This is a genomic window from Cupriavidus sp. 05N40 (assembly GCF_056397305.1).
The window spans coordinates 1-18,296 of sequence record NZ_JBFTND010000146.1; the positions used below are offsets into that span (position 1 = coordinate 1).

The following is an 18,296-nucleotide window of genomic DNA, read 5'->3' on the forward strand; positions in this document are numbered from 1 at the left end:
GGATGATGGCGATCACCCAGGCGAAGATCGGCCGGTCGATGAAGAACTTTGCCATGGCGCCGGCTCCCTTTTATTGCGCGGCGGGCGCGGATGCCGCGGCAGGTGCCGGCGCGGAGGCGGGCGGGGCCGGCGGCGCGGAGGCCGGTGCCTGAGTTGGCTGCGGTGCCTGCGGTGGCTGCGCCTGTGCGTCCGAGGCCGCTGGCGCGGGCACCTTGGTCTCGACCGGCTTCACGGTCGCGCCCGGCTTGGCTTTCTCCACGCCGTTGACGATCACCCGGTCGCCCGGCTGCAGGCCGCTTTCCACCACCCAGCCATTGCCGTAGGTGCCGGCGGTGACGAGCTGGCGCAGCGCCACCTTGTTGTCGGGGCCGATGACAAGCGCCACGGGCTGGCCCTTCTGGTCGTGGGTGATGCCGATCTGCGGCACCACCATGGCCCTGTCGTTGACGCCTTCGTCGATGCGCGCGCGCACGAACATGCCCGGCAGCAGCACCCGGTCCTTGTTGGGGAAGATCGCGCGCACCGTGACCGACCCCGTGGTCTGGTCCACGCTTACGTCGGAGAACTGGAGCCGGCCGGGCTCGGAGTAGGTCCGGCCGTCCTCCAGCAGAAGCGTGACCTTGGCGGCGTGGATGCCGCTGGTCTGCAGCTTGCCTTCCTGGATCTGGCGGCGCAGCCGCAGGCCTTCCACGCTCGATTGCGTCAGGTTGACGTAGACCGGGTCGAGCTGCTGCACGGTGGTGAGCAGGGTTGCCTGGCTGGCCTGCACGTAGGCACCCGGCGTGACCTGCGAGAGGCCGCTGCGGCCGGTGATGGGCGAGATCACGTCGGTATAGCCGAGGTTGATCTGGGCGGTCTCCACGCTGGCCTTGCCGGCGGCCACGTCGGCCACGGCCTGGCCCAGCGCGGCCACGGCGTTGTCATAGTCCTGCCTGCTGACCGCGTTGGCGGCCACCAGCACCTTGTAGCGGCTGGCCAGCGCGTTCTGCGTGGCGACGTTGGCCTGGGCCTTGGCGAGCGCGGCCTTGGCATTGTTGAGTGTGGCGATATAGGGGGCCGGATCGATCTTGTAGAGGCGTTCGCCGGCCTTGACGTCGGCGCCTTCGGTGAACTCGCGCCGCAGCACGATGCCGTCCACGCGCGCGCGCACCTGCGCCACCAGGAAGGCGCTCGTGCGCCCGGGCAGTTCCACCGTCACGGGCACGGTGCTGGTCCTGACCGTCACCACGCCCACCTCGAGCGGCGGCGGCGGCGGCGCCGCCGGCTTCTGCCCGCATGCCGCAATGAGGGCGGCAATCGCCGCAGCGCCGGGATAACGAAATGGAATCCGCTCGTTGCGCATGAGGAAACCTCGGGTTCGTTAGGGTTGGCTGGGGTCGGCTGGCAGAATGAGGACCCACGTGCGCCAGCGTCCGGGCATCGGCAGGCAAGAGCCACGGCGGTGGCCGGGCGGCCGGATCGGCCGCGCGACAGTCGTCCAGGCGGCAACCGGCGGCGCCGGGCATCCGCTCGCAGGCGGTTGCCGGTGTTGTCGGTCGTCTTCGCCGGGAGCGGGCTCCGAAGCGGGCTCCGAAGCGGGTTCGGAAGCGGGCCTGGAAAGGCGGCCTCTGACTAGGGTTCGCGGCCCAGGCCCATGCGCCGCCGATGGCTGCGCGGCAGGCGCGGCGAGCGGGCGGCGCCAGGAATGTCGTACTGCCGGATACTGCCGCTGGCTCTGGCGGGGCAGGCGCGGCTGGCATGGCGGAGGAGGTGGAGGACTTTGATTTGCGCAAGCTGAAGGCGAGCCCGGATCAGTGCGTTCAATCCAACCATTGCTGGATCACTCCGTCGAGACGTAGTGCATCGCGTACACACCGTGGCCTGGCTGGCCCCCGCGGCCGGGGCGAATTGATGCATCACATCACTCTAGATCACTCAGGGGACAATGCAAGGGCGGGGCGGCGGGCTTGCCGTCATGTGCATCCGCAACAAAAGAGAGGTCCGCCGGCGCGCAACGGCCGGCATGGCCGCATTGACAATAGCAATGCCGTTCTATACCGTGGAACCGCAATGCAAAAAGGGCCAGTGCCATCCGGTCCCTGGCGCCAGCTTTCCTTCCTGCTTCTTCCCTGCTTCCTCCCTGCCCACTGTCCGACCGATGCCCCGTAAAGCCGCCCAACTCTCCGAAGCCGACAAGCATGCCGCCGAGGGCGGTGCCGTCGCCGTGGACCGCGCCTTGTTCGTGTTGTCCGCCTTCCGGCTGGGCGACACCACGCTAAGCCTGGTCGAGCTGGCGCAGCGCTCGGGCCTGTACAAGAGCACGCTGCTGCGCCTGCTGGCCTCGCTCGAGCATGCCCGCCTGGTGCAGCGCCAGAGCGATGGCCGCTATGGCCTGGGGCCCGAGGTCGCGCGCCTGCACGCGGTCTATTCCGCTTCGTTTTCGCTGGAGCTGGTGGTGATGCCCGTACTGCGCCAGCTGGTGCAGGCCACGCGCGAAAGCGCGGCCTTCCATATCGATCAGGGCGAGCATCGTCTCTGCCTGTACCGTATCGATTCGCCGCAGCCGGTGCGCGATCATGCCAAGGCGGGCGACCTGCTGCCGCGCAACCGCGGCGCCGGCGGGCGTGTGCTGCGCGCGTTCAGCGGCGCGCGCGGCGAGCTTTACCAGAAGATCCGCGACGAAGGCGTGGCCGCGATGGTCGGTGACCGCGTGGCGGATATCGCCGGCGTCTCCTCGCCGGTGTTCGGGCCGGACGGCGAACTGAAGGGCGCGCTGACCCTGACCTGCCCGACGCCGCGCTTCGACGAGGGTTTCCGCCCGCATGTGTTGCTTGCCGCACGCGACCTGACGCTCGCGCTGGGCGGCACCTTTCCCTATGCCGTCTGAGCGCGGCATGCGCCCGGCTGCCTGACGGAATCCGGGGCTTCGCAGGATCCGCTCGCGGGGGGCCATCCGGGTCAACCCCTAGGACGCTGGCGGACAGCCGCCGGTTTGCGGCGGGTCAATATCGATGTCGGAATCATCCCATGCCCGGCTTGTCGGGGGTGCCAGCTAAGGGCCGGTAACGTTATCATGCGCGTTTGCGAAGTTGGCCCACGCAGCCGGGACTGCGCCCGCCGTGACGGGAGCGCTGCCAACGTCGTCAACGTCAACGGCAACACGGCATCTTCAAAGGACTCCCGTGCAGTTAGACCAGCAAGCGGTAGTTGTTGTCATGGTGGTGGTGTACGCCAGCACACTGGCCATATCGCTGGGCCTGCTGGTCGCGCTGCGGCCGAGCGAGGCCGGGCGGCTGTGGGCGGCAGGGCACCTGCTGCTGTCCGCCGCCGGGCTGGTGCTGGCCCTCAATGCCTCGGACCGGCAAGTCTATGTGAGCGCCGGCGGCGCGGCCGTCTTTATTGCCGGGCGGCTGCTGATCTATCGCGGCGTGCGCGTCTACTACGGGCTGGTGTCGTGGGACCGCACGCTGGCGCTGGGCGTGTCGCTGGCCGGACTGGCCCTGCTCGGTGCCGCCGGCATGGCCAACAGCTATGCGCGCCTGCATGTGATTGGCTATGGCTGCCTGGCCCTGGTGGCGACGCTGACGGCAATCACCTTGTTGCATTCCCATGGCGGGCGCCGCAGTGTCGGCACGCCACTGGTGCTGGTGGCCACCCTGATCCACCTGGTGACCCAGCTGACCGGCCTTGCCGCCGGACTGGGCGGCATGGTGTTTTCCGGTCCGTTCTACGCCAGCAATGCCAGCGCCATGCTGCTGCTCTCGCCCATGGTGGCAACCCTGCTGGGCTTGTTCGGCTTCACGCTGATGGCGATGGAGCAGGTCATTGCCGTCAACGAGAACGGCGCCCGGCTCGACGCGCTGACACGGCTGTTCAACCGGGGCGCGCTCGACAAGGCGGCCACCAGCCTGGTGGCGGCATGGGAGCGGCACGGCCAGCCCTTGTCCTGCCTGGTGATCGATGTGGACCACTTCAAGCAGGTCAACGACCGCAACGGCCACCACGCAGGCGATACCGTGCTAAAGCTGATCGCCGAGGCCATCGACAACTCGCGGCGCGCCTCCGATGTGGCCGGCCGCTACGGCGGGGAGGAATTCTGCATCCTCTGCCCGCATACCGATGAAAGCCAGGCCACCGCGCTGGCCAACCGCATCCTGAAGAAAGTCCGCACGATTCCCTTGCCCGGCGCGCCAGCCGCGTTCGCCAGCGTCAGCATCGGCGTGGCCGAACTGCGCGGCGGGGCGGCGGGCGTGGAAGGCCTGTGGCGCGCCTTGTTCGCGGCGGCCGACCGTGCGCTGTACGCGGCCAAGGAATTCGGCCGCGATCGCTACGCGCTGGCGTCGTGGATGGCGCCGGTCACGCGCCCGGTGCCCGGCGACGTGGGCGATTCCTCCCCCGTGCCGAGCCGCTAGGCGCCAGGCGCTCACCCGCAGTCAGTCCTGCCTCGGCGGTACATCCCGTTGCGGGTGCCCGTCATAGGTCCAGATGTACTGGCGCGGGATCGGGCCTTTGTTGCGCCCGCCTTGCTGGGTCTGCTCCCATGCATGCGCCAGGATGCCCACCGAGCGGGACAGGCAGAACAGCCCGCGCGCCAGCGGCGCCGGGAAGCCCAGCTCGGCGTAGATGACCGCGGTGGCGCCGTCGATGTTCATGGGGATGGGCTTGCTGCGGCCCGCGCCGAGCTCGGCCTCCACCGCGCGCGCGATGGTCGCGAAGCGCCCCGGCACCACACCGTCTTGCGCGGCCTGGTCCACCAGGGCCAGCAGGCGCGGCGCGCGCGGATCGAGCGGATGGAAGCGGTGGCCGAAGCCCGAGACGAACTTGCCGTGCGCGTCGCGGTAGTCGGCCAGCGCCGCCTTGACCGCTTCGGCCTGGGGCAGGCCGCCGTCGATGCGCCGCGCCACGTCCTGGTACAGCTCCACCGCCTGCTCGCCGGCGCCGCCGTGCACGTCGCCGAGCACGTTGACGGCCGAGGCCATCGCATTGTTCAGGCCCACGCCGCAGGTGGCGGCCATGCGCGCGATGGCGATGCTGGGCGCCTGCGGGCCGTGGTCCACCGCGGACATCAGCGCGGCATCCAGCAGCTCGCCCTGCTTGCGGCTTGGCAGCTCGCCGCGCAGCATCAGCCAGATCATCTGCGCGAACGAGACCTGCCCGATCAGCTGCTCGATGGGGTAGCCGCGGTAGCGGATCTCGCCGGGCTGCATGTCGATGATCTCGGTGCGCCACCAGTCCTGGGACAGGCGCTGGCCTTCGTTGATGCCGGCCTGATCGCCGGTGTCGCCGGCAGCTTGCTTGATGGGGTCGCTCATACTGCGCGCTCCTGTTGCAGGGTTTCGATATCGGCCTCGCCATAGCCCAGCTGGGCGAGGATCTCGCGGGTGTGCTGGCCGAGCTCCGGCGGCGGCGTATCCACCGAGGGCGCTTCGCCGTTGAGTTTGAAGCCGGTGCGCACCAGGCGGATGTCGCGGCCCACGCCGGGGACGTCGGCAAAGTCGCCGATCATGCCGCGCCCGCTGATCTGCGGGTGGTCCAGCGTCTGCGGCACGCTGTAGACCGGGCCGGCGGGCACGCCGGCTTCGTTGAGCAGCGCCCACCATTCGTCGGCGGATTTCTTCGCCAGCTCGGCTTCCAGCTCGCGCGTCAGCGCCGCGCGGTTGGCCAGGCGCGACTGGCGCTCGGCAAAGCGCGCATCGGTGGCGAGCTCGGGGCGGCCCACTACGCGGCACACCGCCTCGAACTGTTCCTGCTTGTTGGCGGCGATATTGAGCAGCCCCGCGCCGGTATGGAAGGCGCCGGACGGGCTCGCCGTCATGTTCTCGTTGCCCATGGGGGACGGGGTCTTGCCGGCGATCAGGTAGTTGGACACCACCCAGCCCATGGTGGCGAGGGTGGCCTCCAGCATGGACACATCGATGAAATAGCCCTCGGTGCGCTGGTGGTCCGCCAGCGCGGCGGCCACGGCAAAGGCCGCGGTGATGCCGCCGATGGTGTCGGAGACCGGGTAGCCCACGCGGTAGGGCGCGGTCTGCGGATCGCCGGTGATGCTCATCACCCCGGACATGCCCTGGATGATCTGGTCATAGGCCGGCAGGTCGGACAGCGGGCCGTCCTGGCCGAAGCCGGAGATGCCGCAGTAGATCAGCTTCGGGTTGACCTGCTTGAGCGCCTCGAAGCCCAGGCCCAGGCGTTCCATCACGCCGGGGCGGAAGTTCTCCACCAGCACGTCGGCGCTGGCCACCAGCTTGCGGAACACTTCCTTGCCGCGCGCATGCTTGAGATTGACGGTGATGGAGCGCTTGCCCGGGTTCTGCGCCAGGAAGGACACGCCCATCAGCCGGCGGTTGAGTTCGGCATCCGCGCCGAGCTGGCGCGCCAGGTCGCCGGTGCCCGGTGTTTCCACCTTGATGACCTCGGCGCCCATATGGGCCAGTTGGTGACAGCAGAACGGCCCGGCCAGCACATTGGTGAGGTCGAGCACGCGGATATGGCGTAGCGGTTTTTGCATGGTGCGTGATCTCGTTGAAGCAAAAGGGAGCCGGGGGCTGCGAGCCGCCGCGCACGGCGGCGCAATCGCCCCTCTTACTCTACCTTGGCGCCCGACTGGCGCACGATGGTGCCCCAGCGGGTGTTCTCGGCCTTGATGAAGGCAGCCAGTTCGGCGGGGGTGCCGCCGCGCGGCTCGCTGCCTTCCTCGCGCATCTTGGCGATGGTATCGGGCTGGGCGATGGCCTTGTTGATTTCCTCGTTGACGCGCTTGATCACGTCGGCCGGCGTACCGGCGGGCGCCACCAGCGCCTTCCAGTCTTCGGCCTGGAAGCCGGCGTAGCCGCCTTCGATCACGGTGGGCACGTCGGCCACCAGCGGCAGGCGCTTGGACGAGGTCACCGCCAGCGCGCGCAGCTTGCCGGCCTTGATCATCGGCAGCGCGATCGGCGGCGTGGCGAAGTAGAAATCGGTCTGGCCGCCCAGCAGGTCGGTCAGCGCCGGCGAGGCGCCCTTGTACGGCACATGCAGCATCTTGATGCCGGTGCGGCGCGCGAACATCTCGCCGGTCAGGTGGCCCACGGTGCCGGTGCCGGCCGAGGCCATCGACAGCTGCCTGGCCTTGCCCGCGGCGACGAGGTCGGCCAGGTTCTTGTATGGCGCGTCCTTGCGCACGATCAGCACCAGCGGCTGGGCGGAAACCAGTGCCACCGGGGTGAAGTCCTTGACCGCGTCATACGGCATCTTGGGATACAGCGTGGGGTTGATCGCCAGGTTGGCGGTCTGGCCCATGCCCAGGGTATAGCCGTCCGGGCGCGCCTTGGCCACGGCGTCCATGCCGATATTGCCGCCCGCGCCGGCGCGGTTTTCCACCACCACGTTCCAGTGCGTGCTCATGCCCACCTTGTTGAACACCAGGCGCGCCATGACATCGGTGCCACCGGCCGGCGGGAAGGGCACCACCAGCCGCACCGGCTGGCTGGGGTAGGTGTCGGCGGCGGCAGGCAGGGCGGCGGCGAGCAGCGTCGCGGGCACGGCAAGCATCAGCAGGGCGCGGATGGGGGAGGGAAAGCGCTTCATTGGGTCTCCGTCTATGGGTGTTGCAAGGCGGCGCCTCCGGGCCGCGCCCCGGTCGGAAGGGCGGGCGCATGCGGCGGGCCGGCGATTGCGTCTGGGATGGCGTCTCGATGGCTCGTGGAGGGGGTGTGGCAGCGGCACGGAGGCCGTCATTCCCACCTTGCCTCCAGATTTTACGTTCTATACAACAGAACAACGATCTTACTTAAGGAATTTAAACGAGAGAATAGGAGTGCCGGGGATGGTTGTCAAGGCGCCTTTGGCGCAAGCACCGCGCGGTCCGGGCACGGGTTTGCCGCCGGAACGGCAATGCGCCGGACTGGAAGGAAAAGCGGGGGGGAGGGGGGCGGCCCGCGGGGCGGGCCGGTTGCCCGCGACGGGGCTGGGAGGCGGGAGGGAGGCAGGGGCGGGCGGCGGCCGGCATCGGCGCGGCCGCCGCGGCCGGGCTTAGTCGAGCGAGATCTTCGCGGCCTTGATGATTTCGGCGTACCGCGCCGAATCGCGGTCGATCAGCTTGCGGAACTCATCCGGCGTGCTGCCCACGCCGATAAAGCCCAGGTTCTCCAGCTTCTTCTGCACGTCGGGCGAGCGCACCGCCTCGGCGATTTCCTTCGACATGCGGTCGATGACCGGCTGCGGCGTGCCGGCAGGCGCCATCAGCCCGGCCCAGGAGCTCATCACGAAACCGGGAAAGCCGGCTTCTTCCATGGTCGGGATATTGGGCTCGCCCGGCCAGCGCTTGGCCGACGCCACCGCCAGCACATTGATCTTGCCTGCCTTGGCCTGCGGCATCGGCACCAGCAGCGGGTCGAACACCATCGACACATTGCCCGACATCAGGTCGGTCAGGATGGGCGCGCTGCCGTTGTACGGGATATGCGTCATCTCCATCTTGCTGACCATGCCGAACTTGGTGCCGACCAGGTGGGCGCTCGAGCCGGTGCCGCTGGAGCCGAAGTTCAGCTTGCCCGGGTTCCTGTGGCCGTATTCAACCAGCTGGGCGACCGTGGTGGCGGGCACGGACTTGCTGGAAAACAGGAACAGCGGCAGGTCCGCCATCAGCGCTACCGGGGTCAGGTCGCGCGGCTTGTACTGCAGGTGCGAATACAGGCTCGGGTTGGCCGAATAGGCGGCCAGCACCGACAGGAAGGTGTAGCCGTCGGGCTTGGCGCGCGCCGCTACCGAAGTACCGAGCGTGGAATTGCCGCCGGGCTTGTTCTCGATCACGATCGGCTGCTTGAGGCGCTCGGCAACCTTTTCGAAGACGATGCGCGAGACGGTGTCGGTGGAACCGCCCGGCGTATAGGGCACGATCACCTTGATCGGCTTGGCGGGCCATGCCTCGGCGGCGATGGCGGGGACGGCTGCGGCGACGGCCTGGCAGGCGATGGCGGTGGCCAGGAGGTGGCGGGCAAGGCGCGGCGCGCGGCCGGCAGGCGACTTCGAAACTTTCATGTGCTCCTCGTATGTAATGAGACCGCGCCGGGATCGCCGTCCACGGTCGGCACAAGGATGCCATGTTGTTCGTACATTGCAACAACACCAGCCATTTTTCTGTGCGTTGATCGCCTGCCCGGACGGGGGGGTGCGCCAGGAGGCGGTCATGCCGCTTCAGTCCGTCGTGCTGGGGCTCCAGAACGCCTGGTGGATATGCTCGGACTCGGCCAGCTGCGCCATCAGGCGGTCGAGCACATCGCCGTCGACCGAGGTGGAAGTCAGCACTGCCTCGATCTCCACATCGGCATCGCCGAAGGCATGCACTTCGAGGTCGCGCATCGGGTAGCTGCCTGTCTCCAGTGTCCGCTCCAGCAGTTGCAGCGCCTGCTTCTGCGAAGCGCGCGGCGCGATCACGTAGACGGTGTTGGTGACTTCCACCGCCGGGGTGTCCATCGGCTGCTGGTTGATGCGGTTGACCACCGGCCGCAGCAGCGTGTTGGCGGCCAGCACGAACAGGCAGCCAACCGTGGCCTCGATGATCAGGTCCGCGCCGGCGCAGGCGCCGATGGCCGCCGAACCCCACAGCGTGGCGGCGGTATTGAGCCCGCGCACATTGCCTTCCTCGCGCATGATCACGCCGGCACCGAGGAAGCCGATGCCGGATACCACGTAGGCCACCACGCGCACCGCGCCGTCGTGCCCGGCCATGCGGTTGGCCATGTCGACAAAGATCGCCGCCCCCACCGCCACCAGCACATTGGTGCGCAGGCCGGCGGTGCGCTGGCGGAGTTGCCGCTCGTAGCCGATCACCGTGCCCAGCACGAAGGCCGTGGTCAGGCTCACGAGGGTGTCCAACAGCGAGGCGAGGTTGATGTTCTGGAAAGCTTGGAGGGAGTGCATGGCAGATGTTCCCGGACGTGAAGCCGATACGCTTCGTGATGATTGTGCCTGGGCCTGGCCCTGGCGCTATTGCGTTTGTACGACGGGCAGGTGTCAGGCCGGTGTGGCCGGCATTGGCCGCGACGACAAGAGCGCGACAAGGCAGCGACACGGCAGCGCACGGCAGCGCACGGCGGGGCGGCGTGCGCGCGGGATGCGGTCCCGCGCGCACGAGCGCATCCCGCGGCATGGTGGCCGCCGGTCTTGCAATGAACTGGGAGAGCAGGCATTGCGCGGAGAACCCGTGCAATGCACCGCCACTACCGGCCGGTTCCGGCGAGGCAGTGGCGAAAGGACGCCTGGACTTGCCTAGCCGTTCAGGATGTGGCCAGGGGCCAGGTAGAACAACTGTCCATGGAGATGACTCCGGAGCGATAACGGGGCGAAGCGTAACAAAGCCGATACGCGCTTGGCAACCGCTTTTTGGGGGGGTGTTAGCGCCATGCCGGAAACGGCCGGCGCGGCACGTGTGCGTGTGGCGCCACGCTACAACCTTTGTCAGAATAGGGGGCCGCGAGCCAAATCCATCGTCGCGGCATCACGGGCAGTGCCACGGCCAATATCGAGTGCGCCGGCCCGTGGCGTTCCGGCAGTGACCACGTCGTTGCTGCCGTCTCCAACCCGCCAGAAGCTTATGACGATTGTGCTCCCGAGTGAAACGCAGGACGCCATGCGCGAGTTGATCCTGCTGGTATGCCTGCACGACCAGGAAGCCGCGGATCGCTACTGGATCGCTTTCCGGCGTGCGCTGGCGCATGCCGGGCCGCGATGCGACGGACATCAGCTGCTGTGGCCGCTGAGCGAAGCCCTCGGCAACGGTGCCGGCTTCTATGTGGAGTGGAATGACAGGGCCGCGCTGGTGCGCAGCGTGCATATGCTGGGCGAGCGCGTCGGCGTGCGCGTGGATTGGGGCGTGAGCGAGCCGCTCGCGCCTGCCTTTCTGGCCGCGCACGATATCCCTCGCCTGATGACGATCGCGCAAGCCTCCATGCGCATGGCCGGTTATAGGCTGTGGTGCTGGGATACGCAGGCCGACGCCTTCGCCGGCTGGATGATCCGCGACAGCGATGAAGCCCGGCTCGCCGGCCTCGCCGCACGCCTGCATCTGATGATCGACCCCGCCGACGAAACCTGCTGACGGCACCGGGTCTTCCGGTCCGTGCTCAGCGCTTCGCACCCAGGCCGGCATTCGCTCCGGCATGCAAATCCCGCGGTCACATTTCGTGACAATTGCCGTGCATGGCTGAGATAGGCTAGTCGCGTCCGATGCTGGCCCGGCAGCATGCCCGCGAGCGCTTTCTTGCATCGCAGTCGCCTATCTCGTTCGCCGAACATCCCGGCGCATATGGCTGGACACGGTAACGTTCCGGGCATGGTCATGAGAGATCCATGAGAATTGCTTCGGTGGAAGACGATGAGAGCCAGGCCGAGCTGATCCGGCGGATCGTGGAGGACGCGGGCTTCGCGTGCGCGACCTACGGCAGCGGTGGCGCCTTCGTGCGCGCGCTGCGCGAACATACCTTCGACCTCGTTATCCTCGACTGGCAGCTGCCCGACATCAGCGGGCTCGATCTCGTGCAGTGGATCCGCCAGCGCGTCGGCCGCCTCCTGCCGATCCTGTTCCTGACCAGCCGGCCGCTCGAGGAGAGCATCGTCGCCGCGCTGGGCGCCGGCGCGGATGACTACATGATCAAGCCGATCCGCCGCGCCGAACTGGTGGCGCGCATGCGCGCGCTGTTGCGCCGCGCTTATCCGCAGGCGATGGTGCGCAGCGAGCTGGTCGAAGTCGGCAGCTATGCGGTGGATCCCGTGGCGCGCACCATCACGCTGCGCGGCGCCAGGCTGGACGTGTCGCCGCGCGAGTTCGACGTGGCACTGTTCCTGTTCCGCAACGTGGGCCGGCTGCTGTCGCGCGAGATGATGGAGAAAGCCGTGTGGGGCCGCGTGATCGGGCCCGACTCGCGCACGCTCGATACCCATGTGTCGCGCCTGCGCATCAAGCTTGCGCTGCGCCCGCACAACGGCGTGCGGCTGACCTCGGTGTATTCGCACGGCTATCGCTTCGACGCGGTGGCCGAGCCTGGCGGGCCCGGCTGAGCCGCGGCCTGCGCGCGCGAGCGGCATGCCGACACAGTTGTTTACGGTGCCGCGCCGGCCAGAGGCTAGTCTGAATGCAGGGGAGGCTTTCGCCGGCTTCCCGTACCCGTCGGCAGCGCCCGCTTCGCTGCCGGTCTTGCCAACCAGGCCATGTCGTGTGGCCTGGTCTTTTTTGCGTGCGCGAATTGCCGTCCCGGTGGCCCGGCAGGGGTTGCGGATGCGGATTCCCGGCGCCTTCGCCGGGCCCCCGGGGGGGCTATGGCACAATGCCGCGTCGTGTCCGCCATGCCCTGATGGCCGTTGCGGCGGCTCGCGCACACGCGCGGGCAGCTGCGGCCGGATGCCTTGTTCCTTGCCTGAAACTTCATGACGGTACGCCGGCGTAGCGCACACAGTGGCGCGCCGCGCGAAGCCGCGCGCCCCCACGCATGCGTTTTTCTCGTTTTTGTCTTTTTGCCGGCGCCATGCTGGCCAGCGGCCTGTGCGCCGCATCGCCGGCCACGGCACCGGTTCCGGCCGGATTCCAGCCTGCCGCGCCGGGCATCCAGCTGGCGGCATTGCGCGCCGCGCGCCCGCTGCCACCGATCCGCTTCCTGCTCACTTTCGACGACGGCCCCGATGCCGGCGAGGACGGCAGCACGCCGCTGATCCTGCGCCAGCTTGCCGACAACCCGGTCACGCCAGGCATCAAGGCGCTGTTTTTCGTGCAGACCGCCCACCCGCGGCGCGGCGGCGGCGACGAGGGCAAGGCGCAGATGCATGCCACCTGCAAGGCCGGGCACCGGCTCGCGGTACACAGCGGACTGCCGATCGGGCACCTGTCGCACACCCGGCTGGAGCCGGAGGAACTGGAAGCCTCGCTGCTGTCCGGCGAGGCCGACATCATCGAGCAATGCCGCGGCGCGGCGCAACTGGTGCGCCCGCCCAACTGGGCCTACAACGACGCCGTGCAGGCGGTCTACCGCAAGCTCGGCCTCGGCATGCTCATGTCGGACATCAATGCGCGYGACGGCAAGATCTACGGCTGGCACATCAGCCTGCGCCGGCGCTCGCACATGAACAGCGAGCTGGCGCAGGTCAAGGTGGCCCTGTCCGAGCAGCGCCTGGCGCTGGCCGGCGGCGTGGCGCCCATCGTGGTGAGCTTCCACGATACCAACGACTACACCGCGTCGCACATGACGGAGTACCTGCAGATCCTGGTGGAGGAAGCGAAGAACAACGGCCTGGTGCTGGCCGATCCGCCGTTCTACACCGACGCGCGCGTGGCCGAGCGGGCCGCGCGGGTGCGTGCGCTGTCGGGCGTCTACGCGCGCGCCAGCTGGCCCTGAAGCCACGGCGGCGGCGTCGGCCGCCGCGTACAATGCTGCGCCACGGCAGTCCGCTTCCCTTTGGCGGCTGCGCCGACCCGCCCCTGCAACTAGCTGACATTCACGATGGAAAGCGCCGTCACCGAGATCTTCTATCGCCTTTCCACGGCGTTCTTCTGGCCGGTCGCCCTGGCCTTGCTGGTGCTGTTCGTGCTGTCGCTGGCCGACCTGGGCAGCCTGCTGGTGCAGTCGCGCCGCCGGGCCGCCTCGCCGCGCAGCGACCTGCCGGCGCTGGCCAATGCGCTGGCCTGCGGCCTGCGCCAGGGCGCGCGGGCGCAATTGCAGGCGGTGCCGATGTCGCCCGCGCTGGCGCGCTTCTGGGGTTTGCTCGAAGGCCGCCTGGCGCGCCTCGATTCGCACGAGCATCTCGACCTGTGGCTGGACGAGACCCTGCAGCGCGAGGAAATGCGCGTGGCCAACCGGCTCGACCTGACCCGCACGCTGGTGCGCATCGCACCCATGCTGGGGCTGGCGGGCACCATCATCCCGCTCGGGCCGGCGCTGCAGTCGTTGCTGGCCGGCGACATGGCCGGCATGGTCAACCACCTGGTGATCGGTTTCGGCGCGGTGGTCTGCGGGCTGGTGCTGGGCGGCATCGCCTATGTGCTCACGCTCACGCGCGAGCGCTGGGCGCGTGCCGACCTGAAGGAAATGGAGAACCTGTGCGAGCTGGTGCTGCGCGCCATGCCCGCGCCGGGCGCCGGGGCGCACGGCTGATGGACGCCGGCCACGGACACCAGTTCCGGCGCCGCCGCTTCGTGCGCCGCCGCCGCGCCCAGGGCGAACTTGCCTCGGTGCATCGCGAAGACCCGCTGGCCGGCGTGGCCAACCTGTTCGATGCATCGATCGTGTTCGCGGTGGGCCTGATGGTGGCGCTCACGCAAGCCTTCAGCCTGACCCAGCTGCTCGATCCCGATGCGCGCTTCACCCTGGTCCAGCGCGATCCGCGCACGGGCGAACTGCAACTGCTCGAGAAGAACCGCAAGGAAGTGAAGGTCAGCAAGTTGTCCGCGCAGCAGAAGGCGGGCGAGGGCACGCGCCTCGGCGTGGCCTACCGGTTGCCGGACGGCAGCGTGGTCTATGTGCCCGAAGGCGCGCCGGCCTCCGCCGCGCAAGCCGTGCCGGCGGCGGGCGCCGGCAAATGAGGCTGGCCCGGCAGCGCTGGCTGCTGATGTCCCTCGCCTTGCTCTGCTGGCTGGGCGCGTGGCCATGGCACGCCAGCGCCGCCGCGCCCGTGCGCGTGCTGGTGGTCACCACCAACACCCACCTGCTGCCCGCCGCCGAGGCGCGCCTGCGCGAACTGGCCGGGCCGGGCAGGGTGGTGGTGGAGGCGGTCACCACCGCGCCCGCCGCGGCGCAGATCGCCGCCGCCGATGCCATCTACGCCTATTTCGCGCCCGCCGCCGTGCTCAGGCAGATGGCGCCGGCCATGCGCCAGGCAAGGCAGCGCGGCGCGCTGCTGCTGGCGGCGCCCGCCGCAACCGCCGAGGCCGCGTGGGGCATCAGCCTCGACGCGCCGCGTGGCCAGGCCGCCGAGGCGTACTGGAGCGCCGGCGGCGCCGACAACGTGGCCGGCTGGCTGGCCTGGACCATCGCCCAGGTGCGCGGCACGGATGCCATCGCCGTACCGCCGCCGCATCCGCTGCCCGCGTCCGGCATCTACCATCCGCGCGCCGCGCAGGCGTTCGCCACGCTGGCGGCATACCTGGCTTGGTATCGCACCGCGAGCGGCCTGCCGGCCCAGGCGCCGCTGGTGGGCATCGCTTTCTACGCCAGCAACTACCGCCAGCAGGATCTCGCCCATATCGATGCGCTGGTGGCCGCGCTGGAGAGCCAGGGCATCGGCGCCGTGCCGGTGTTCGGCTGGCCGCTTTCCAGCCTGGATGCGGCGCTGACGGTGGACGGGCGCAGCCCGCTGCGCGCGCTGTTCACGCTCAACCTCACCATCAGCCGCGCCGAGGACAAGGCCTGGCTGGAGCGCCACGGCCTGCACGCCATCAACCTGCTGGCCACGCGCGACAGCCAGGCCGCCTGGCGCGCCGACGCGCGCGGTATCGCCGGCGAGCGCCTGCCGCTGCTGCTCAACACGCCCGAGCGCGCCGGGGCCGGCGAGCCGATCCTGTTCGCCACGCTGGAAGACGAAAACGGCGCCAAGACCAGCCGCGCCGTGCCGGAGCGCGCCGATGCCGCGGTGGCGCGCGTGCGGCGCTGGATCGCGCTGCAGGACAAGCCGGCAGCGGACAAGCACATCGCCATCCTCTACTACAACAACCCGCCGGGCAGCGGCAATATCGGTGCCAGCTACCTGGCCACGCTGCCCTCGCTCGCGCAGATCATGGCGCGCCTGCGCGCGGCCGGCTACCAGACCGGCACTGCCTTGCCGGATACCGCGGAGCTGACCGCGCTGCTGGAGCGCAACGGCCGCAATATGGAGGAATGGTCGCCGGGCGAGCTGCGCGAGATGGTCGCGCGCGGACGCGTCACGCTGCTGCCGATGGCGCAATACAAGCGCTGGTTCGAGGCGCTGCCCGCGGCGTTCCGCCAGTCCGTGCTGGCCGCCTGGGGCCCGCCCGAGCGCAATCCGCTGATGCTGGTGGACGATGGCCGCGGCGGGCAGGATTTCGTGATTCCGGGCCTGCGCTTCGGCAACCTGTTCGTGGGGCCGCAACCGCTGCGCTCCACCTTCGCGCGCGCGATGGACACCTCGCACGACACCGTCACCCCGCCGCCGCATTCGTATATCGCCGCCTACCTCTGGTACCGCCACGCCTTCGGCGCCGACGCGATGGTCCACGTGGGGCGCCACGGCACGCTGGAATGGCTGCCCGGCAAGCAGGTGGGGCAGGCCGGCGACGACAGCGCCGAAGTGCTGCTGGGCGACCTGCCCAACGCCTACTACTACATCCAGGACGGCGGCGGCGAGGCCATACAGGCCAAGCGCCGCAGCGCCGCCGTGCTGGTCAGCCACCTGACCCCGCTGCTGACCCGCGCCGGCATGCCGGCCGCGCTGGCGAAGCTCGACGAGGTGATCGAGCAGCAGGAAGCCACCGCCGACAGCGCACCCGCGCTGGCCGAACAATACCGCCTGCAGGCACTGGCGCAGATCCGCGCGCTGGGCCTGGACCGCCAGCTCGGCGTGGACCTCGCCGCGCCATGGGAACAGGTCGAGCCGGTGATCCACCGGTTCCTGCACAAGGTGGAAGCCGAGCCGATGCCGCAAGGCATCCATGTGCTGGGCGAACTGCCGCCAGCGGATTTCCAGCGGCAGGCGCTGGCTACCGTGCTGGAAAGCGCGTTCGACGCCGGCGAGCGCAAACGCCTGGGCCATGACCCGTTGGCGAACTGGGCCGGCGCGCTGCTCGACGGGCGCGAGCCGGATCTGGCGGACCTGACGCCGCCGCTGGCGGACAAGGCAAAGGYCGCGCTGGCCGCGGCGCGCGCATGGCTGGCCGGCCTGCGCGCCTCACCGCGGAGCGAACTTGACGGCCTGGTGACGGTGCTCGCGGGCCGCTACCTGCCGACCGCGCCGCTCGGCGATCCGGTGCGCACGCCGCAGGGCCTGCCCACCGGGCGCAACCTGCATGCCTTCGACGGTGCCTTCATCCCCACGCCGGCCGCGTGGGAAGTCGGCAAGATGCTGGCGCGGCAGACGCTGGCGCGCTACCAGGCCGAAACCGGCGCGGCGCCCGAGCAGGTCTCGATGGTGCTGTTCTACGGCGAGACCGAGCGCCACCAGGGCGCGATGGAAAGCGAGGCGCTCTACCTGATGGGCGTGGAGCCGGTGTGGAACGCGCGCGGCGTGGTCGAGGACGTGCGGCTGATTCCCGATGCGCAGCTTGGCCGCCCGCGTGTCAACGTGCTGTTCACCATCTCCGGCATCTACCGCGACGGCTTCGGCGACAAGGTGGCGCTGCTGGACAAGGCCGCGCGCCTGGCCGCGGCCGCCGGCGACAACGCCGTCAGCCGCCACGACCGCGAGGCGCAGGCCGCGCTGCTGGCCGCCGGCGTGGCGCCGCCGCTGGCCGGGCGCCTGGCGCGCGCCCGCGTGTTCGCCGCCAGGCCGGGCAACTACAGCATCGGCGTGAACCAGATGGTGGAGCAGAGCCGCGACGTGGCCGGCGCCAACGGTTCCGCCGCACAGCCGGGGCAGGCGCTGGCGCAGCAATACCTGCGCTACATGAACTTCGYCTTCTCCGCCGAAGGCTGGGGCGAGACCGCGCCGCAGGCGCTGGCCAGCCACCTCAAGTCCAACCAGGCCGTGTTGTTCTCGCGCGCCAGCACGCTCTACGGCGCGCTCGACAACGACGATACCTACCAGTACGCCGGCGGCCTCAACCTCGCCACGCGCGCGGTCAGCGGGCAGGCACCGCGCTTCTGGCTGCACAACCTGCGCCGCCCCGCCGAGGCCGAGACCGTGGACGCGCGCACCTGGCTGGCCACCGAACTCAACGCGCGCAACTGGAACCCGCGCTGGATCGCAGGCATGCAGCGCTCCGGCTATGCCGGCGCGCGCGAGATGTTCAAGGAGATCGAGCATCTCTACGGTTTCCAGGCCACCAGCCCGGAACAGATGAGCGGCGATTTCTGGCAGCGGACCTACGACGTCTACGTGGCAGACAAGCTCGGCATGGGCATGGACAAGTTCTTCGCCGGCAACAACCCGCACGCGCGGCAAGGCATCCTGGCGCGCCTGCTGGAAGTGGACCGGCAGGGCAGCTATCGCTTCACGCCGGCCGAGCGCGCCGACATGGCGCGGCGCTACGTGGCATCGGTCAACCGCGACGGACTGTCGTGCACGGCCAATAGCTGTGGCAATCCGGCGCTGATGCAGTACATCGCGGGGCTGGGCCAGCAGGCCCGCCTGCCGGTGGATGCGCTGCGCGCGTTCGGCGAGCGGCTGGCGCGGGCGACGCC

Annotated in this window: 14 protein-coding genes; 8 read left to right on the top strand and 6 right to left on the bottom strand. The window is 69.6% G+C overall.

Annotated elements, in window-relative coordinates:
- Window positions 1–70: 70 nt before the first annotated feature.
- Window positions 71–1,342 (bottom strand): efflux RND transporter periplasmic adaptor subunit, encoded by a 1,272-nt coding sequence (locus AC1DO7_RS27945; protein ID WP_441615091.1) that lies wholly within the window; start codon window positions 1,340–1,342, stop codon window positions 71–73.
- A 795-nt stretch (window positions 1,343–2,137) separates the two neighbouring features.
- Here AC1DO7_RS27945 and AC1DO7_RS27950 point away from each other — a divergent pair.
- A complete protein-coding gene (locus AC1DO7_RS27950) occupies window positions 2,138–2,866 on the top strand; it encodes an IclR family transcriptional regulator (RefSeq protein ID WP_441615090.1) in 729 nt (242 codons plus the stop codon).
- A gap of 295 nt (window positions 2,867–3,161) precedes the next feature.
- The gene (locus AC1DO7_RS27955; protein WP_477116812.1) at window positions 3,162–4,391 is read left to right on the top strand and encodes a GGDEF domain-containing protein; all 1,230 of its coding nucleotides are present in this window, start codon (window positions 3,162–3,164) and stop codon (window positions 4,389–4,391) included.
- A 21-nt stretch (window positions 4,392–4,412) separates the two neighbouring features.
- Here the strand turns inward: AC1DO7_RS27955 and AC1DO7_RS27960 are convergent, their stop codons facing one another.
- The 5 genes from AC1DO7_RS27960 to AC1DO7_RS27980 form a co-directional block, all read right to left on the bottom strand.
- Window positions 4,413–5,291 carry a citryl-CoA lyase gene (locus tag AC1DO7_RS27960; RefSeq protein ID WP_441615086.1) on the bottom strand — a complete coding sequence of 293 codons (879 nt, stop codon included), beginning with the start codon at window positions 5,289–5,291 and terminating at the stop codon, window positions 4,413–4,415.
- A complete protein-coding gene (locus AC1DO7_RS27965; protein ID WP_441615084.1) occupies window positions 5,288–6,487 on the bottom strand; it encodes a CaiB/BaiF CoA transferase family protein in 1,200 nt (399 codons plus the stop codon). Before AC1DO7_RS27965 ends, AC1DO7_RS27960 begins: the two co-directional genes overlap by 4 nt.
- Window positions 6,488–6,561: 74 nt before the next feature.
- Entirely contained in the window at window positions 6,562–7,545 is a 984-nt protein-coding gene (locus AC1DO7_RS27970) for a Bug family tripartite tricarboxylate transporter substrate binding protein (RefSeq protein WP_441615082.1), read from the bottom strand.
- 444 nt (window positions 7,546–7,989) lie between these two features.
- Window positions 7,990–8,997 carry a Bug family tripartite tricarboxylate transporter substrate binding protein gene (locus AC1DO7_RS27975; RefSeq protein WP_441615080.1) on the bottom strand — a complete coding sequence of 336 codons (1,008 nt, stop codon included), beginning with the start codon at window positions 8,995–8,997 and terminating at the stop codon, window positions 7,990–7,992.
- 156 nt (window positions 8,998–9,153) lie between these two features.
- Window positions 9,154–9,879 carry an MgtC/SapB family protein gene (locus AC1DO7_RS27980; protein WP_441615078.1) on the bottom strand — a complete coding sequence of 242 codons (726 nt, stop codon included), beginning with the start codon at window positions 9,877–9,879 and terminating at the stop codon, window positions 9,154–9,156.
- Between the two features lie 673 nt (window positions 9,880–10,552).
- On the opposite strand from AC1DO7_RS27980, the gene AC1DO7_RS27985 reads away from it, so the two are divergent.
- From AC1DO7_RS27985 to AC1DO7_RS28010, 6 genes are all read left to right on the top strand, one after another.
- Window positions 10,553–11,056: a DUF6630 family protein gene (locus AC1DO7_RS27985; protein ID WP_441643288.1), complete on the top strand. Its 504-nt coding sequence runs from the start codon at window positions 10,553–10,555 to the stop codon at window positions 11,054–11,056.
- Between the two features lie 251 nt (window positions 11,057–11,307).
- On the top strand, window positions 11,308–12,015 hold the full coding sequence (locus AC1DO7_RS27990) for a response regulator transcription factor (protein WP_441615074.1): 708 nt from the start codon (window positions 11,308–11,310) through the stop codon (window positions 12,013–12,015).
- A gap of 428 nt (window positions 12,016–12,443) precedes the next feature.
- On the top strand, window positions 12,444–13,343 hold the full coding sequence (locus AC1DO7_RS27995) for a polysaccharide deacetylase family protein (protein ID WP_441615072.1): 900 nt from the start codon (window positions 12,444–12,446) through the stop codon (window positions 13,341–13,343).
- Window positions 13,344–13,448: 105 nt separating this feature from the next.
- Window positions 13,449–14,099 carry a MotA/TolQ/ExbB proton channel family protein gene (locus AC1DO7_RS28000; protein ID WP_441615070.1) on the top strand — a complete coding sequence of 217 codons (651 nt, stop codon included), beginning with the start codon at window positions 13,449–13,451 and terminating at the stop codon, window positions 14,097–14,099.
- Window positions 14,099–14,527, top strand: a complete 429-nt coding sequence (locus AC1DO7_RS28005; protein ID WP_441615069.1) for a DUF2149 domain-containing protein — start codon at window positions 14,099–14,101, stop codon at window positions 14,525–14,527. Before AC1DO7_RS28000 ends, AC1DO7_RS28005 begins: the two co-directional genes overlap by 1 nt.
- The coding region (locus AC1DO7_RS28010) for a cobaltochelatase subunit CobN (protein ID WP_477116813.1) at window positions 14,524–18,296 on the top strand (3,773 nt) is incomplete at its 3' end. The genes AC1DO7_RS28005 and AC1DO7_RS28010, both read left to right, overlap by 4 nt.

Bases quoted from the DNA above. Each gene is read 5' to 3' on its own strand.
- AC1DO7_RS27945 (WP_441615091.1), bottom strand. From the start codon at position 1,342: ATGCGCAACGAGCGGATTCCATTTCGTTATCCCGGCGCTGCGGCGATT.
- AC1DO7_RS27950 (WP_441615090.1), top strand. From the start codon at position 2,138: ATGCCCCGTAAAGCCGCCCAACTCTCCGAAGCCGACAAGCATGCCGCC.
- AC1DO7_RS27960 (WP_441615086.1), bottom strand. From the start codon at position 5,291: ATGAGCGACCCCATCAAGCAAGCTGCCGGCGACACCGGCGATCAGGCC.
- AC1DO7_RS27965 (WP_441615084.1), bottom strand. From the start codon at position 6,487: ATGCAAAAACCGCTACGCCATATCCGCGTGCTCGACCTCACCAATGTG.
- AC1DO7_RS27970 (WP_441615082.1), bottom strand. From the start codon at position 7,545: ATGAAGCGCTTTCCCTCCCCCATCCGCGCCCTGCTGATGCTTGCCGTG.
- AC1DO7_RS27975 (WP_441615080.1), bottom strand. From the start codon at position 8,997: ATGAAAGTTTCGAAGTCGCCTGCCGGCCGCGCGCCGCGCCTTGCCCGC.
- AC1DO7_RS27980 (WP_441615078.1), bottom strand. From the start codon at position 9,879: ATGCACTCCCTCCAAGCTTTCCAGAACATCAACCTCGCCTCGCTGTTG.
- AC1DO7_RS27985 (WP_441643288.1), top strand. From the start codon at position 10,553: ATGACGATTGTGCTCCCGAGTGAAACGCAGGACGCCATGCGCGAGTTG.
- AC1DO7_RS27990 (WP_441615074.1), top strand. From the start codon at position 11,308: ATGAGAATTGCTTCGGTGGAAGACGATGAGAGCCAGGCCGAGCTGATC.
- AC1DO7_RS28000 (WP_441615070.1), top strand. From the start codon at position 13,449: ATGGAAAGCGCCGTCACCGAGATCTTCTATCGCCTTTCCACGGCGTTC.
- AC1DO7_RS28005 (WP_441615069.1), top strand. From the start codon at position 14,099: ATGGACGCCGGCCACGGACACCAGTTCCGGCGCCGCCGCTTCGTGCGC.